The following is a 15,747-nucleotide window of genomic DNA, read 5'->3' on the forward strand; positions in this document are numbered from 1 at the left end:
TCAGCAATTTCAACTGGATTTCAGCTTGGCCTGAAACACTAACTGCCAACAAAAAACGACTCCAGTCATGATGACTGGAGTCGTTTTGCTTGATAAAGCAGATGTGGGCTAATTCACTATTCAGCACGCACGAGTGGCGTATCTACTACGTGCTCTGACACGAACCATACTTGCAATTCGTTGGTGCGCATTACGTCGCTTACTACCACGTCGTTGGTGCCGTCATCGCCAGCATCAGCGGCCGTTTTAGCAAATTCGTGGCAGTTCTTGAGGATGATTTGATGCGCTTCCAGCAAACGAGACACCTGTACAGGCGCTTCTTCCCGGTCGCGGGGTGGGCGCGGGATGCTGGTTAGTTCGGCTACGTCGTGGGCCATAGCTACGGCTACACCGCCTAAAATCTGAATGCGCTCTGCGATGATGTCAACCAAGCCGCTTTGCTCTTCATAATGCTTGTCATAGAGCAAGTGCAGCTGATAGAACGTTGGGCCCACTACCTGCCAATGGTGCTTCTTGTAGAGGTCGCGCAGCGTAATCGTGTCGGCCAACAACTGGTTGAGGTTGGTTACACTCTGCTGGCGGGTGTTGGTATCGAGCCCAATGGGCAGGCGCTGCGATACAGTACCGAATTTCTGCAGAGCTGCTGGTGCGTCGAACTGCTGGTTGAGCACTGGCTGCAACATCGGAGTTGAACGGCCGTCGGAGGCAGCCTTGTCATTGGAAGGTGCTGCCTTTTTTGCAGCAGAGGATTTTGGAGCTGCTACTGGGGCAGCGGCAGTATTGTTGGCAGGAGCTTTGGCCATGGTACCTAAAGGATTGTTATCGAAAGAACAAGCCGCAACCGAATTGCAGTCAACTGGTCAGCTTATGGTATGTCAATACGCACAAAACCACTACAGGTTAAATTTACTTTTCAAATTTTTAGGGCATTATTACAAGCTTTACAGCAATTTGGCCGGCTGAATCCAACAGAATACAGTGCGCAACAAGCATCAACTAGTACTCTGTTGGCTAACGTTTACGGATGACGTTCTTTGCGTTACCACTTACGTACATCAGCTAACCAGAAACTTGCAGCCTTATGCCTTTCCCTTTCTTTGGCGACGATAAATCAACTATTGCTAGCCTCCTGAATACCTTGCCACAGGTTGGGCGCCTAGAGTGGATCGGCTTGCGACCCGTGCGTCGGGACGCGGTGCTCTCCGTATGGGAAGCCACCGCCGAAACCGACCGACACTTGGAAGGCGACCACGCACGGCCTAAAGCTGGCGGGAAGCGCCAAGTGACCCTTATGCAGGGCGAACATCTAGCGGCAGTGGGTAGCTACCTCGGTCATGATGCGCCGGTAGATCCTGCTCGGCTGCGACGGAACCTGGTTGTAACGGGTTTAAATCTTTTGTCACTCAAGAACCGTCAAATTCAAATTGGGGAGGAAGTGGTGCTCGCCATCACAGGAGAATGCCATCCTTGCTCTCGCATGGAAGAGGAGTTAGGGCCAGGAGGCTATAACGCCATGCGTGGCCACGGAGGCTTAACCGCACGTATCGTGCAAGGTGGTGCGTTGCGGGTCGGCGACTTAGTACGGGTGGTGCCCGCTGAAAGCACTGTTCCTGATACCACAGCCGAACAGTAGCCACAGGTGAATACTAGCTTGCAGCACCAGTTGCTGCATCGTTTACATCCAGTATACGAGGTCGTAGTAGGCAGCATGGGCTGATGCTTTCAAGCTACCTATGCTCATTTTCGTGTCGGGAGTAAACGGACCAGTGGCCCCCACGTTCTTCGCTATTCAAGAAAATCCAGAAAACTACCGACATGTTTTTCACTGCTTGCATACACCCATAGCACAACAAGTACACAAATTTTACACAAGTGGTTTTTTTGTTGTTTTTTGGCATATATTCACCCAAAGCTCCGCGAACCACGTTTTCTATCTTGATTTTGTTGTTATTTCAATATAAATCTTGACTAACGTGTTCTGATAGGCCAGTTTTTTCATAGCATTTCTTTGCTCTTTCTGTAGCTTCTACCTACAATGGCCCTTCACCTATCTAGTTCTTCTTTAACTGCCACCGCCATAGCACTGTTACTGTTAAAGAGCGGGCTGCTGGCTCCTAAGAACTTGGCTAATGCTGTTATGCTGGGGTATAAACCCTCTGGTTGCAAGAAGTTGGCGCGCTTGAGCGACGTAGGCAAACGGTTCACTGAACAGCGTCATCGACGCCGAGCTGTGCCCTGCCAGGTCGCCAGCAACCGGTAGCGGTACGGCAGCGAATATCCGAAAGCCTACGGTTCTTACTCGTGATTTACTAACCATTAAAAAAGGCCCCTCCTACATAGGAGGGGCCTTTTTTAATGGTTGAACGCTAGGCACCACCTTCCATCCGCACGATACGCGGGGTGAAAGAGCCCAGCACATCTACCAGGTCCGTCTGGCTGGCCATGACGGCCCGGATGTCTTTGTAGGCTTGCGGCGCTTCATCTAGGCCACCGCCGATTAGCTCGATGTTGTGCTGCTGGAGGTAACGCTTCACTTCTGCTTCGCCTAGCTCCTGCTTGGCCCGCGTCCGCGACATAGCCCGGCCGGCACCGTGCGAGGCCGAGGCCAACGACGCGGCGTTGCCCCGACCACGAACGATAAAACCAGGGGCTGTCATCGAACCAGGGATGATACCGAGCACACCTTCGCCGGCAGGCGTTGCGCCTTTGCGGTGCACGATTACCTCGCGGCCATCTACTAGGCGCTCTTTCCAAGCGAAATTGTGGTGGTTTTCCACTTTTGCCAGGGGCCGTTCGCCGAGGGCTTTGGCCAAGCGCTGGTGAATCTGGTGGTGGCAAGCCGAAGCGAAATCACCGGCCAAGTTCATGGCCGCCCAATATTCCTGTCCAGCTTCGCTGTCGAGGGAGAGCCAAGCCAGGTGCTGCGCCTCCGAAGGCAGCTGGCATACGTCTTTGGCAAGCTTGGTGTAGTGAGTGGCCACGCTGGCGCCCAAGCCCCGCGAGCCGGAGTGCGAAAGCAGCCCGAGGTACTCCCCTGGCGGCACGCCTAGTTCGTTGCGGGGGTCGGTGATGTTAACGATGCCCCACTCCACGAAGTGGTTGCCGCCGCCCGACGTACCGATTTGCTCGGCGGCCGTGGCTTGTTTGTTGCGCAGGAACCCGATATTCGTAAACTCGGCACGGTCGAGCACGGCGTGGTCGAGCTTTTGGCCGCGCTGAAACCCCTGTTTGTTGCCGAACCGGGTGTTGTCGAGGAGGAGCTTGCGCATTTCCTGCACTCGTTGTTCCAAGTGCTTGGGTGGCAAGGCAAACACCGACAACGCCATCCGGCACCCAATGTCAACGCCCACAGCATAAGGAATGACGGCATTATCAGTAGCAAGCACGCCGCCGATAGGCAAGCCATAGCCGTGGTGAGCGTCGGGCATGAGGGCACCGGCCACGGTGACGGGCAGTTTCATGGCCGTTTCCATTTGGTGAATAGCTCCGTGCTCGATGTACTCAGCTCCGAACACGGCGTACTCCTTGCGCTCGGCGAGAGCAATGTGGCGGCTGGGCGGTGGCAACAAGGCAGCCGCCGTATGGCTCCAGTCGAGGTCGGTGAGGAAATCGTTCGGGGTATTGAGTAGGCGCTGCAACAGTGCCAGTTGGTCGGTTTGCGAGAGTTTTTTGAGGTGCTTGCGCTGCAGTTGTGCTAGCGCCAGCCCGATGGCCCGTCCTTCCGGGAAGCCAAGCTGCCGGAGGTCGTTGCCACGTAAAAGATTGCCCATATAGAGGGGGGTTGATTGTTTGTTGATGATTGTGGGAAGGCAGCTATGCTAGCTTGTAAAAGCATGGCGACCTTCTGATTGACACTTATTTCTTCTCTAGGCGCTGGAGCAACTAACAGCCCGCGCAACGGGCCAAGCGGCCCGACTTAATAGAGTCGGAGTAGCGCGCACCTACGGCATCCGGCCCAGAGAAGTAGAAATCGGGAAAGGCAACCATCGGCTAGCCGCTTGGATTTTCAGACGAAGTAAGACTAACCTACGACACCCTCCCTTTCTCTGAAATAAACCGACAGGGCAACGGGCACAAAGCCCACTGATTGTGCTTAACCAACTGAGCTACTGCCTTGCGGCAAGTGGGACTTGAACCCACGACCCCATCGTCCCAAACGAAGTAAGGCTTCGCTACGGCACCTGTCGGGTAGTATTTATGTACGGGGCAACAAGCGCCAAGCCTCCTGATAACCTGCTCTGCCAGTTGAGCTACAGCACCACCGAAGGGGCAGCACCAGCAGGACTCGAACCTGCAACCTGGGCAATGGAAATGCGAAGTATGGCCCGGCTACGGCACCCGTACAAGACAATAAAGTAATGGGGTAACATGCGGTGGCCGTTTTTATAGCGCGTCTACCAGTTTCGCCACTCACAGCTTTGCGAGCTATGAGGCAGGACTCGAACCTGCACATCTTTACAGAACTACACCGAAGTATCGGCTACCTACGACACCCATTCCGAGGAACTGTTTTCCTTAAGATTTCGCGGCTTTCTACTAGGGCAACAGGCGCTAGCCACTCGGTTTTGCCCTACCAATTTCCGGCGCAATACGTTACCGCATCACTTCGGGAGTCGAACCCGCGACAAGAACCTATGTGGTGGCGAAGTAAGGCCAGCTTACGGCACCTAGTTGAAAGCCTTGGAAACCAAGGAAAAAATCTGCTGGGGTGAAAAGCGCGAAGCGGTGGCCGAAGCCTTTCTGCTCTACCAAACTGAGCTACAGGCCCGGTTTGTATGCGAACTGGACCTGATACGATTCGAACGTACGACCCGAAGGAATGCTTTGCAACGACACCCAGCAGGGTGATTTTCAGCTGAACCCACCAACTTCGGGGCAACAGGCGGCCGGCGTATTGTTCACGGCCGAAGCCGCGAAGTGGGACTCGAACCCGGCAAACCTTCCAAAGAGGATTTGCTTCACCAGCGAAGTAACGCCCGCCTACGGCACCCGAAGTGGTGGCTCAGCTGTTTGGAACGGCAAGCCGAAGCCATGTGCCTCGGCCAGCTGCCGTTCCGGCTGGCGGCTGCCGTAAGCTGGTCAGCCGCCAGCCCAATTATAATAACGCAAGAATTAACATGATTATTGAGTGTTTTATGAAATAAATGTTTCCATTGATTTCTGTTGAGTTTACCTCCACACACTTCAGCTTCAATTACTATCCGTTCTATTACCCTGTTGCGGGCAGTTAGCTCTTACGCCGACACCGTTGCAAAGGCTTTTTCAAACGCCGAAAGCGTTTCGTGTGGCGGCTTAGGGTCAAACACAGCAAAGTCGATGCGTTGGAAATGGCCGCGGATATTGGGTTCAGCTACAGCCGTTGCAAACAAACTAGCTATCTGCTGCGGGCTGTTTTGAAATACGCCGCAGCCCCAGGCTCCTAGCACGAGCACCTCGCACTTGTGAGAGGCAGCTATGGCCAGCACTTGCCGGATGCGCCGTTGCATGGTGGGCACCAGTTCGGGCAGCAGTTCCGGGTTGTTTCGGCTTAGAGCCCCCGCGTTGACGGCCGGGGACGTAATGAAATCAATCTGCACCGGTTGCGAAAGCCAGTTCCCGGCATCGTCGCGGAAGACGGGCACGCCAGGCGAATAGATGGCATGGTCGCTGTAGAGGCCAGTGTGGGCGGTGAGCGTGTTATGGCTGTACATTTCCCGGAATTGCTTTAGGCACGGATACAGCCCCGAAGAGCGGGCCAGGCTTTCTTCCTGGGCCTGACTGCCGCCCAAAAAGCCGCCACCCGGGTTGCGGGCCGAAGCAAAGTTCAGGCAGCCCACTCGCTTGAATTCTGCGGCGAGTTTGGTTGCGGCTTCGAGCGTAGTAGCCTGGTACACCCGGATTGGAGCTGGTTGGCCGGCAACTGGTTGAAACACCTCAAGCAACTGCGGCACGTCGGCAGGTTTGTACAGCACGCTTCCTTGCTCGGCTGCTTGTTGCCAAGGCGTCAGGTCGATGGTTCCGCCTGCGGAATTGCTGTAGCTGCCGCGTTGTAGGGCATCTAGGGTTTCGCGGGCTATGTGTCGGCGGTTCATGGTAGAAAGAGAAAGTATTCGGGCAGTTACCCGGGAGTGGCGGCAGCTTGTACTGGGTCGGATGCCACTCCCGGGGCCGCATAGTTTAAAACTCAATGGCTTCGATTTCCGTGAGGGCGGAGCCGCCGTTGTCGAGGGCTTCGAGCACGCCAAACACTTTGTCGGACCAGCCAGCTATCAGGGCCACTCCGTCTTCGGCGCGTACGTCGAGGGGGGCGGTGCCGTGGCCGGCGAGGTCGAAGAGGTACAGGCGAGCCTGGGGCGCCACAGTACGGCGGTATTCTGCCCATTCCTGGGCTAACGTGCCACCGTCGGCGTTGCTGTTCCAGAGTTGCACGTCGGTGAACAGCATCACTTTATCAACCACTTCCTGGCGCTGGCGCAGGTCGCGCACCACCAAGTAGCCGTTGGTGCTGTAGCCTACCTCGCCTTCGCGGCGGTAGAACTCGTCCACGTTGCGCAACACCGGGCCGCGGGGCATGCTGATGCGCTTCCACGTGTCGCCGAACATGCCGGCCGTGACGTGCTGGCAGCGGCTTTGGAGCAACATTCCCAGCACCAAGCTCACATCGTAGAGCAGCACTTTGCTGCGCGGCGAAATGGGCGTTTGCATGGAGCTCGACACGTCGCAGGCCACTACCACGCGGGTTTCGGGGCCGAAACCACGCAGGTTGGCAGCACTGTACGAAATGGCATCTTCCAGCGCCGTAAGCACCGCCGATACGTGGCCGTTCTGCAACGCTTTCACCTCCCGGTAAGCGGCCAAGTAGCGGAACGGCAACTGCTTGCTGCGCGCCACTGCGGCCCGGTCTGAGAGGGCTGCGCACACCTCTACCACTGCCTCCGCCGACACGCCGGCTTCGAGGATGTTGCGTAGGTTGCGCAGCAAGGCCATGTAGCCCAGCTTGCCGCTAGCAATCAGCGTTTCCCACTTCTCTTGAAAAGCCGCCGTGCGCTCTTCTTGCGTGGCGTAGGTGGCCTGCCCTAGCGCCGACAACTCGGTTTCCCAGGTGTAAGGCGTGGGCAAGGTGCCCGCCACCAACTGGTTGAACAGGGCTTGCTGCGCCTCGTTGCGAGGCGTGGGGTGCACCAAGAACAGCGCGTCGCGCAACCGCACGGCACCGGCTCGGTCGTACTTAGCCAACTGGTAGCCGTCGAAACGGTTGAAGCTAACGGCCAAGCCTTTCTGGAGCTGCTTGGAGAGGCGGTTGAGGGTTTTCACCCCGGTGCGCTGGTTCACCTGCGCATAGCATGCCAGCAACTCCGTGATTTCATCGGGGCGCTGCACGATGCGGGCCACCAAGCGGCTCACGAGGTTGTCGCCGCGGTGCAAACGCGCCAGTTCTACGGCCAACACCAGCGGCACCGAACGCAGGTACATCTGCTCACGAGCGTATACCGCCAATTGCGCCACAAACGTGGGGTCGTTGCGGGCCACCAACTCGCGCAAGCGGGCCAGCCGCGTGTCGGCTTTCTCGTAGAACTGGTCGCTGAGGGCGGCCGTAGCTACGGCGGCGTACAGTTCCAATTGCGGCGTGAGCGTGAAGGCGGGTGCACCCTCGTGGTTCACGGTGTTAGGTTGAGCTTTGCGGAAAGTAAAGTTGAAACGCATGGCGGTTGATTGCTGCTTGTTGGATGGTTGATTGTTTGACGGGCACTACTTGGCGCTGGTAGCCGGCGGTTTGTTTTGCGGTTGTCCTGCATCGCCGACCTTTTCACGCTACTCCCCAAGCAAGTGCTTGGGAACCAGCAGGCGGTTTTCGGTAGCCCAACGCCGAATCCAGACGCCTTCCTCATCGTTGGGGCGGCGGTTGAACAGCCCACGGGCCTGCACTATCGTGCGGTTGGCTTGTACTTCCAGCGTCACGGCGCGGGTACCGTTGAGGGTGAGCGAGAAAATAGCGCTACGCCCCCGCCGACAGGAATCGAAGTAGGAAGCCACGCAGTGCCGCAGGGTGCGCCCCTCATCGAGCAGGTTCCAGTAGGTGCGCAACTGGGTGATACGCACTGGGCACTTGCTCCCTCCGGAAAAGTCCGGTACTGGTAGCGGCACCCAGGTGGTATCCAGCGTTAGGGTGGTTTCAGGCACCCGGTACGGAGCCTGAGCTAGCTCGCGGTGCCACTGCGCCGTTTGCGTCAGTACACTGCTCATCGAGCGACCCTTCAAGGAAAAGCCCGGCTGAGCTGGTTCATCCTTGATGCCTACCGCGCGCTTCTGATGAATCCAGTCGCACACGGGCCCCAGTTGGTAGGGGTCGACCATGGGTGTGGCGGCAAAGAAGTCCACCACCCGCAGCCAAAACTCGTCGTCGCGCCCCAACTGGCGGCTCAGGCGGGAGTCGAGCACCGGCCCGAGCCAAGCCAGCTGGTCGCGGGCTGCGAGTTGGGCGTAGCGCAGGGCATGCAGAAAAGAATACCCCGCCGGAGCCAGGCGCAGGTGGTGTTCTACCTTGCGGCTAAGCGGCACCGGCAGCCCCCGAAAGGTGCGCAATGCCCCACCCCGCCCTAAGTGCACAGTTAGCTCCGCAATGTTGAGGCCATCGTGCAGGCGGCCGGCAGTCCAGGAGTTGATAACCCAGGCTGGTATGTCGCCATAGTGGTCGAAAAGGTGGCGCACCAGGCTTTCCAGCTGCCGAAAAGGGTTCCGGCTGCGGGGCTGCCAGTCGGTGAGTTCCCGGCAGCGCTGGGGCAGCCACCGGGCCACTGCCGCCAAGGCCGGGGCCAGTTCGGGGCGCCAAAGTAGTTCGGTACGCTTAGTGGCCAGGCCACGCAATAGACTAGCACATTGGGTGCGCTGCTGCTCTTTCTGTTCGTGGATACAGTGCCGGTAAAACTGCGCCAGCGCTGAATTATCGCCCAACTGGGCATTGATAACGGGCAGCGAGCCGTAGAGCGAAAACAAGTATTCCACCTGTTGAGGGAGCGGCCAGCGGCGCCAGTCGAGGCGCTTGGCCGCAGAGAGTACTATCCGCGCCTGCTGGGCTTCCCAGGCGGCGTGGGATAAGGGTTTGAGACGGTTGGACATCGGGGCAGGTTCCCTTCACGAGGGTGGTTACCGATTGAAAAATCAAACTGAGAAGTGGCCCCGGCGGTGGGTGCACTAAGTAGAATCCGGAAGCTTTCGTACATGACAGAAATTATAAAGAGTGATGACTGTAATTAGCGGTTTAAAGTAAACGCAATTATTATTTGTTAATTAATTATTACCGAAAAGACATAGCTCATCCAGGTCGCATGAAATTAATTTTCAGCGAATAAATAATATGAAAAAAGCCCGGCTTCTAGGTGAAGCCGGGCTTTTTCACGGATACGTCACGAGGAATTTACCTACGCGAATCGTTCAACGAAAAATCCCGGCCATACCAATCCCGCTTGCTGCCTATTGGCCGCTGATCCGGTGATTGATAAAGAAAACTGTTGTGTAACAGGCGCATGGCCAAAGGGGATGAGGGGGCTGAAAACAAACCACCCGAACCTTCTGGGTCCGGGTGGCGGAAGTATCAGAGGAAGTCTGCTACTACTTAGCTATACCGAACCGCGCATGAAACCATTGGTTCCTTGTCGTCTTGCTTACTGATATAATTGAAGTGGCGTAGCATGGGGTTGTTGTGTTTAGTGTGACAAATATGGGAGGAGTTTTTGTATTCACCAAACTGCATTCAAAAATATTTTAATTATTTTTTATTTGGAATAATTCAATCAGAATAAACACCGCAATAAATACGAATTCAAACACTGATACTTCATGATTTTTCACGCGTCAGCAGCATTCATGTAATTAGTGTATTTGTTGCGGAAGTAGTTGTTATAACTGCTTACCCTTCCGTTCTGCTGTGCAGTGCTTGAGCCAAGTGTCGCGTCTCTACACCGTGCAGGAAACAGTTGTAACCACCTTCTTCCCTTTCTTACAGGCTTGGAAATGCTTGACAACCATTGTTTGCTAAGAGTCTTGTGCTGAGCGAAGCTAGAGTATGCCAGGTAGTACCGCAAAGCCAGCACATGATACGTTAGCTGCTGGTGTTACCTGTTATCCTAGTATCGTCGGTCAACCACCCCTACTCCTTCCTCATCTGATGAGGGGTAGTAGCTCTCTAACGCTTTCGTCTTTTAGCTTTGAAACAACGCTCCTTGGGTACGTTGACGCTGCTTTTGCTCGATGCTGCTTGTTTTGCGTACTCAGTTGCGTATCCACTCTAACCGCCTGCATGCCCCGCCTTGCCACTTCCGAACGTTACAGCATCAGTTTGCCTACCGGCCATCGGTTCCCGATTGCCAAGTACGAGCTGATTCGGGAGCAGCTGCTGTGGCAGGGCGTTGCGCCGGCCGAGGACTTTTACGACCCCGGACTAGCCAGTGAGGACGACATTTTGCGCGCGCACTCCACGGACTACTGGCACCGGGTGCGCGACTTGCGCCTTTCTTCGGCCGAGGTGCGACGCTTAGGCTTGCCGCAAAGTCCGGAATTGGTGCGCCGCTCGTTGAGTAGTGTGGCTGGCACGGTACAGTCGGCGTTGCAGGCGCTGCAAGATGGAATTGGGATGAGCTTGGCTGGTGGCACGCACCACGCGTTTCGAGACCGGGGCGAAGGATTTTGCGTGCTCAACGATATTGCTGTGGCTGCCATGCATTTGCTGCACCACAAGCTAGTCCGACAAATTATAGTGGTGGACCTCGACGTACACCAGGGCGACGGTACGGCCAGCATCTTCCGGGACGAGCCGCGCGTATTCACGTTTTCGATGCACGCTGGCGCCAACTACCCGTTGCGTAAAGAGCAGTCCGACCTTGATGTGGCCTTGGACTTGGGCACCGATGACGCCACGTACCTCCGCATCCTACAGGAAACGCTGCCGGGGCTGCTGGCGCAGGTACAGCCAGATTTCCTCTTCTTCCAGGCCGGGGTGGATGTGCTAGCCACTGACAAGTTGGGCAAGCTGGCCCTCACGCCCAAAGGCTGCCGCCAGCGCGACGAATACGTGCTAACCCTGTGCCGCCAGCACCAGCTGCCCGTAGCCGTGAGCATGGGCGGGGGCTACTCCGAGCGCCTCTCCGACATTGTGGATGCGCACTGCAATACGTTCCGAGTGGCGTATGAGGTGTTTGGATGAACCTAGCAAGACCCTTCCTCTGTTCGACGACGTGCGCCCTACCTTTGTCTTATGAACCTGCACAACCCCGCCACCGACCTTCCTGCCGCCAACTCCCTGCCCACGCTGGCACCAGCTGAAGCGCCGGGCACCCCGGCGCAGCAGGCGTTCCGAGAGGCGGTGCAGCAGGTGGAGGGCTTGCGCCAGCGGCTTCGCGAGGTACAGCAAGAGCAAGCCGAGGCCCGTCGGCGCTACTGGCAGCAAGTAGGGCCGGGGGCGCGGGCGGTAGTAGAAGCCCGGCGCGCGTTGTTTGCCCCGCTGGAAGACGCATTGCTTCTACCCTATTTCAGCCGTAAAGAGGAACGCCAAATCACAGAGTTTATCGTGGGCAATGCCCGCTCCCTGCACACCCGATTTGGGGAGGACACGGCGGACATCGTGCTGAAATACGCCCCCAGCCGCCGTGCCGCAGCCGAAGCCGAAGCGGAGGCTACGCCAGCGGAGGAGAAGCCCATCGACTTCGTCCCGGACCCCAACTCCGACCTGCCCCCACACGAGCAGGCCGCCGCGCATGCCCGTGCCCGACGCAAAACCAAAGCCCAGAAAGCTCACGAAATTGCCGAGAAAGCCGCCCGCGAAGAACAGCAAAAGCTGCTTTCCAATACCAAAACGCTGTATCGGCAGCTCGCTCGCACCCACCACCCCGACCTGGAGCGTGACCCGGAAACCCAAGCCCAGAAAACGGCCCTCATGCAGCGCATCACCGAGGCCTACGAAGCCAACGACCTCTACACGCTGCTCCAGTTGCTCTCTGAATCGGGGCCGGCGGCCCGCGCCGATGACGATGTACTGGCCCGTTACACGCAAGCCCTACACCAGCAGCAGCTCGAGCTAAAGCAACAGCTCAACGAACTGAAATATGGTGATAATGGCTTCAGCGGCAGCACCGGCAAAAAGCGGGAAATAGAATTGCGCGAGCTGAAGCGCCACCTGCGCACCGAAGCCGACTACCTAGAGCACATCCTCCGCCTGATCCAGGAGCCCGAAGGCTTGCGTGAAGTGCTACGCGAATTAAGTGCCACCGGCCACGACACTGTGTAAGGCCCTTACAACTGAGTTTCAGCTTAGAAACTCCACCACCTCTTTAATGACGGCTGGCTCCCGCATAATGCGGTTGTGGCCGAGGCCGTTGGTCGGGCGGAAATCCAGGGCGGGCCAGCTGGCGGCAATGGCTTCACCGTCGGCGAAGGGCACGTTCAGGTCCTGGCGGTCGTGGAGGAGCAAAGCACGCTGCACGGGCAGGTGGCGGCCGGCTTCAACCAAGCTGAAGCTTTCGGCGCTGCGGTTGAACTGCTGCTGAATAAAGCGGCTCATCCGCTCCACCACGCTATGGGGCAGGCGGAGCAGATCAGCAAACCGCTCGGCTACGTTGCGGGTGCTGCTGGGGGCACTCATCAGCACCAGCCGCGGCAACTCGCCGCCAGCAGCTTGGTTGAAGCGCACGGGAACCCCAGCTGTACAAGCAGCCCCAAAGGAATGGGCGACAACGCCGTACACCGGGCCGCTAGCATTTGCTACCGCCTGCACGGCGTCCCCAAAGCTTACCAAGGTAGCCCGCACTCCGGCCGATGCGCCGTGGGCTGGTCCGTCGAGGGCTAACACCCGAAAGCCGGCCGCAACCAGCCCAGCCGCCATATAGCCCCAAAAACTGGCCCGGTGCTCCCACCCGTGCACCAACAGGATGGTGCGGGCACCCGCTGGGTTCCACTCGTAGTAAACTATCCGTCCGCTTTCTGCCTGCACGGCATGCTGTGTGGCCTGCGCCAGTGCGGCAGCTTCCCAGGCTTTGGTGGGCAGCTGCCGGGGCGTAGTAAACAACTGCCACGCCGAGCGAAACGCCCATTCTCCTGACACCAGTGCTTGCAGCCGCAGCTTCAGGCGCAGGAATTTCAAGCCGGGCGGCACCGAAGGATACTGCACTTTCGTGGGGTGGGCTGCAACGGGCTCGGCAACAGTTTCCAAAGGGTAGAGGTCGGAGGCGGGCGAAAAGGCGTTGACCATAACAAGCACAGCTATAGAGGAGAAACGAGTTACTCTGGCAGCAATTCCAAGCGCAACTGCTCGAAAACCAGGTGGAATTGGCGTTCATCATGGACGCGGGCCATTTGGAGCGCGCCCGCCAGCGTCGTGAGCACCTGCGCGGCTTTGGCCGTGGGCTGGCCTTTGAATACTAGGGTGCCGGCAACGCGGCCGGCCTCTAGCACACCAGCCAGAAAGTCGGTTAGCTCCAGCGTCAGGAGGCGCAGTTCCTGCTGCATGGCCTCGGGTAGAGTCCGAAACTCGGCGGCCAACGAGCCAAACAGGCACACGCGCTGCTCATGTTGCACGTGCCCAAGGTAGACTTCGAAAAGCGCCTCTAGCTGCTGCTGAGCCGGCAAATCGGTTAGGCGAGGTAGGTTGCGCCACTTGTTGAGGCGCTTGCGCTGCCGCTGAATAATGGCCACTCCCAAGTCTTCCTTGGCGGGGTAGTGATAATGAATGGCGGCGGGTTTCACTTCCAGCTCCTTAGCAATGTGCTGGTAGCTGAACGCATTGAAGCCCCGATTAAGCAGCAGTTGCTCTGCCACATTGAGGATGCGGGTGCGGGTGTCGGGAATAAGTGTTGCAGGCTGTTCTAAGGGCATAGCCAAACATACTTACTTACTAGTAAGTAAGCAAATAACGACACGATATTGTAGGCCGTCGTCCGCTACTCACGATGGCTACCCCACATCAAATCAGCGGCGACATGCAGAATGCGTCAGGGGAGTTGCCGTACTTTGCCGCTTGCGCACGTTGCTTGCCGGAGTAAGTGCGCGTCTTTTTTGTGGGTCAGCTGGCCTCGTTCGAATCTGGTTGAGCGGGACAACGGGCCCTACAGTGCTTGGCCTCTTGTTTCTTAGTGCTCTTGTTATCTAGATTTCTCCGCCCTCATTTCAGCTTGTTGCTTTTGCGAACGGCGTATCTCTCCCTGCTTTTTCTGCTGGCTTCGGTACTTGCCTTCAGTCAGACTGCTTACCGGCAAGTGGTAGCCCGCCGGGGCGACGGTACGCACACGTTGCTACGCCGCTACGGCCTCCCGCCGGCCACGTACCTGCGGCCTTTTCTGGCGTTGAACCGAAAATCCATCGGCAAAAACAACAGCCTAGTTGCCGGCCGCAAATACCGCCTGCCGCGGCCCGCCGACCGCTCCCTGGGTGCCACGCGCCGGTTGAAGCCCCATACGGCGGCCAGGGCTACCACAGCCCTTCCAAAATCGGTAGCCATGCCGCTGCCCGCTCTGTTTGGCAAGGCCTACGGGGCAGTGCCTTCCGACGGCTTGTTGCGCGGTGCCGTGTTCTACCTCTCCTCGGGGCATGGGGGCCCCGATCCGGGGGCTATTGGCAAGTACGGCGGCCACTCCCTGGCCGAAGACGAGTACGCCTATGACGTAACGCTGCGGCTGGCCCGCGTGCTGTACATGCATGGGGCGCTGGTGTACCTTATTATCCGGGACCCCAACGATGGTATCCGCGACCAAGCCGTTTTGCTCACCGATTACGACGAAGTCACGTATCCGAGCCAGACGATTCCGCGCAGCCAGCTGGCCCGCTTACGGCAGCGCATCAACGCCGTAAATGCTCTTTACCCCAAACACAAGGGAGCGTATCAGCGCTTTCTGGGGTTGCACGTAGATAGCCGCAGCGAAGGCAAGAACATTGACGTGTTCTTCTACCACAACTCCAACAGCGCAGCGGGCAAACGATTAGCTCAGAACATTCACAAGATGTTCACGGCCCGGTACAAGCGCGCTCAGCCCAACCGTCCGTACTCCGGCACCGTATCGGCCCGCAACTCTTTATATGTGGTGCGCAACAGCCACGCTCCGGCCGTATTTATGGAGCTAGGCAACATCCGCAACAACAAAGACCAGCGCCGCTTCCTCATCCCCGACAACCGCCAAGCCATGGCCAACTGGATGTATGAGGGCATTCTGGCCGACTACCGGAGCCGCTAGAGAAGCAGCCTCATAGCTTAACCATGCTTTCCGAATTCATGCAATAGCGCAAGCCGCTGGGCTCCGGGCCATCCGGAAACACATGGCCTAGATGGCCGTCGCAGACGTTGCAGATAGCTTCGAGACGCTGCATATTGTGGCTGTCATCGAAGGCGTACTTGATGGCGTTTTTGGCGAGGGGCTGCGTGAAACTGGGCCAGCCCGATATGGCGTGGTATTTCTCCGAAGAGTTGAACAACAGGCTACCGCAGCCACGGCAAGCGTATACGCCGGGCTCGTACAAGCGGCAATACGCATTGCGGTAAGGTGGCTCGGTTCCTTTCTGGCGCAACACCTGAAACTGCGCGGACGTCAGACAGGCCTGCCACTCCACCTCCGACCTTTCCACGCGGCGCGGCGGTTCGGGGTTGCTGTATTTGGCAAATTTCAAGACATCAATCCAGCGCAGCATCAGGTATATACTCGGGTGTGGCCACGAAGTTAGTGCTAGCTTTTCCAGTCTTCTCAAGCCAAGGGTGCCCCAACACAGTCGTGTTTCAAACAACTTTAGTAG

13 protein-coding genes are annotated in these 15,747 nt (G+C 57.5%); 5 read left to right on the top strand and 8 right to left on the bottom strand.

Features of this window, described 5'->3' with window-relative positions; all coding sequences use genetic code 11:
• Positions 1 to 116: 116 nt before the first annotated feature.
• A complete protein-coding gene (locus tag MTX78_RS13650) occupies positions 117 to 803 on the bottom strand; it encodes a Dps family protein (protein ID WP_243795131.1) in 687 nt (228 codons plus the stop codon).
• 278 nt (positions 804 to 1,081) lie between these two features.
• Here MTX78_RS13650 and MTX78_RS13655 point away from each other — a divergent pair, with 278 nt between their 5' ends.
• On the top strand, positions 1,082 to 1,633 hold the full coding sequence (locus tag MTX78_RS13655; RefSeq protein WP_243795139.1) for an MOSC domain-containing protein: 552 nt from the start codon (positions 1,082 to 1,084) through the stop codon (positions 1,631 to 1,633).
• A gap of 733 nt (positions 1,634 to 2,366) precedes the next feature.
• Here MTX78_RS13655 and MTX78_RS13660 read toward each other — a convergent pair.
• Positions 2,367 to 3,770 carry an RtcB family protein gene (locus MTX78_RS13660; RefSeq protein ID WP_243795141.1) on the bottom strand — a complete coding sequence of 468 codons (1,404 nt, stop codon included), beginning with the start codon at positions 3,768 to 3,770 and terminating at the stop codon, positions 2,367 to 2,369.
• Positions 3,771 to 4,819: 1,049 nt separating this feature from the next.
• Between MTX78_RS13660 and MTX78_RS13665 the strand changes: the two genes are divergently transcribed.
• On the top strand, positions 4,820 to 5,074 hold the full coding sequence (locus MTX78_RS13665; protein WP_243795143.1) for a hypothetical protein: 255 nt from the start codon (positions 4,820 to 4,822) through the stop codon (positions 5,072 to 5,074).
• A gap of 160 nt (positions 5,075 to 5,234) precedes the next feature.
• Here the strand turns inward: MTX78_RS13665 and MTX78_RS13670 are convergent, their stop codons facing one another.
• The 3 genes from MTX78_RS13670 to MTX78_RS13680 all read right to left on the bottom strand — a co-directional run bounded on the left by MTX78_RS13670 (position 5,235) and on the right by MTX78_RS13680 (position 9,096).
• The gene (locus MTX78_RS13670) at positions 5,235 to 6,071 is read right to left on the bottom strand and encodes a TIGR02452 family protein (protein ID WP_243795144.1); all 837 of its coding nucleotides are present in this window, start codon (positions 6,069 to 6,071) and stop codon (positions 5,235 to 5,237) included.
• A gap of 85 nt (positions 6,072 to 6,156) precedes the next feature.
• Positions 6,157 to 7,683, bottom strand: coding sequence for a TROVE domain-containing protein (locus tag MTX78_RS13675; RefSeq protein WP_243795145.1), 1,527 nt, complete (start codon positions 7,681 to 7,683; stop codon positions 6,157 to 6,159).
• A gap of 108 nt (positions 7,684 to 7,791) precedes the next feature.
• Positions 7,792 to 9,096: a PcfJ domain-containing protein gene (locus tag MTX78_RS13680; protein WP_243795147.1), complete on the bottom strand. Its 1,305-nt coding sequence runs from the start codon at positions 9,094 to 9,096 to the stop codon at positions 7,792 to 7,794.
• 1,180 nt (positions 9,097 to 10,276) lie between these two features.
• On the opposite strand from MTX78_RS13680, the gene MTX78_RS13685 reads away from it, so the two are divergent.
• Both MTX78_RS13685 and MTX78_RS13690 read left to right on the top strand, forming a co-directional pair.
• Positions 10,277 to 11,179 (top strand): histone deacetylase family protein, encoded by a 903-nt coding sequence (locus MTX78_RS13685; RefSeq protein ID WP_243795152.1) that lies wholly within the window; start codon positions 10,277 to 10,279, stop codon positions 11,177 to 11,179.
• A 51-nt stretch (positions 11,180 to 11,230) separates the two neighbouring features.
• A complete protein-coding gene (locus MTX78_RS13690; RefSeq protein WP_243795154.1) occupies positions 11,231 to 12,259 on the top strand; it encodes a J domain-containing protein in 1,029 nt (342 codons plus the stop codon).
• A gap of 18 nt (positions 12,260 to 12,277) precedes the next feature.
• Here the strand turns inward: MTX78_RS13690 and MTX78_RS13695 are convergent, their stop codons facing one another.
• Together MTX78_RS13695 and MTX78_RS13700 are read right to left on the bottom strand one after the other, a co-directional pair.
• Complete coding sequence (locus MTX78_RS13695; RefSeq protein WP_243795155.1) at positions 12,278 to 13,219, bottom strand: alpha/beta hydrolase; 942 nt, start codon at positions 13,217 to 13,219, stop codon at positions 12,278 to 12,280.
• A gap of 29 nt (positions 13,220 to 13,248) precedes the next feature.
• Positions 13,249 to 13,842, bottom strand: a complete 594-nt coding sequence (locus MTX78_RS13700) for a TetR/AcrR family transcriptional regulator (RefSeq protein ID WP_243795157.1) — start codon at positions 13,840 to 13,842, stop codon at positions 13,249 to 13,251.
• A 296-nt stretch (positions 13,843 to 14,138) separates the two neighbouring features.
• On the opposite strand from MTX78_RS13700, the gene MTX78_RS13705 reads away from it, so the two are divergent.
• A complete protein-coding gene (locus MTX78_RS13705; protein ID WP_394805585.1) occupies positions 14,139 to 15,194 on the top strand; it encodes an N-acetylmuramoyl-L-alanine amidase family protein in 1,056 nt (351 codons plus the stop codon).
• Positions 15,195 to 15,204: 10 nt separating this feature from the next.
• On the opposite strand, the gene msrB is transcribed toward MTX78_RS13705, so the two are convergent.
• A complete protein-coding gene (gene msrB / locus MTX78_RS13710; RefSeq protein WP_243795166.1) occupies positions 15,205 to 15,645 on the bottom strand; it encodes a peptide-methionine (R)-S-oxide reductase MsrB in 441 nt (146 codons plus the stop codon).
• Positions 15,646 to 15,747: the final 102 nt, after the last annotated feature.

Source organism: Hymenobacter tibetensis (assembly GCF_022827545.1).
GTDB classification, from domain to species: Bacteria; Bacteroidota; Bacteroidia; order Cytophagales; family Hymenobacteraceae; genus Hymenobacter; species Hymenobacter tibetensis.

Excerpts from the sequence above, each read along its gene's own strand:
- MTX78_RS13685 (WP_243795152.1), top strand. The coding sequence starts at position 10,277 with ATGCCCCGCCTTGCCACTTCCGAACGTTACAGCATCAGTTTGCCTACC.
- msrB (WP_243795166.1), bottom strand. The coding sequence starts at position 15,645 with ATGCTGCGCTGGATTGATGTCTTGAAATTTGCCAAATACAGCAACCCC.
- MTX78_RS13665 (WP_243795143.1), top strand. The coding sequence starts at position 4,820 with ATGCTTTGCAACGACACCCAGCAGGGTGATTTTCAGCTGAACCCACCA.
- MTX78_RS13660 (WP_243795141.1), bottom strand. The coding sequence starts at position 3,770 with ATGGGCAATCTTTTACGTGGCAACGACCTCCGGCAGCTTGGCTTCCCG.
- MTX78_RS13675 (WP_243795145.1), bottom strand. The coding sequence starts at position 7,683 with ATGCGTTTCAACTTTACTTTCCGCAAAGCTCAACCTAACACCGTGAAC.
- MTX78_RS13650 (WP_243795131.1), bottom strand. The coding sequence starts at position 803 with ATGGCCAAAGCTCCTGCCAACAATACTGCCGCTGCCCCAGTAGCAGCT.
- MTX78_RS13655 (WP_243795139.1), top strand. The coding sequence starts at position 1,082 with ATGCCTTTCCCTTTCTTTGGCGACGATAAATCAACTATTGCTAGCCTC.
- MTX78_RS13680 (WP_243795147.1), bottom strand. The coding sequence starts at position 9,096 with ATGTCCAACCGTCTCAAACCCTTATCCCACGCCGCCTGGGAAGCCCAG.
- MTX78_RS13695 (WP_243795155.1), bottom strand. The coding sequence starts at position 13,219 with ATGGTCAACGCCTTTTCGCCCGCCTCCGACCTCTACCCTTTGGAAACT.
- MTX78_RS13670 (WP_243795144.1), bottom strand. The coding sequence starts at position 6,071 with ATGAACCGCCGACACATAGCCCGCGAAACCCTAGATGCCCTACAACGC.
- MTX78_RS13700 (WP_243795157.1), bottom strand. The coding sequence starts at position 13,842 with ATGCCCTTAGAACAGCCTGCAACACTTATTCCCGACACCCGCACCCGC.
- MTX78_RS13690 (WP_243795154.1), top strand. The coding sequence starts at position 11,231 with ATGAACCTGCACAACCCCGCCACCGACCTTCCTGCCGCCAACTCCCTG.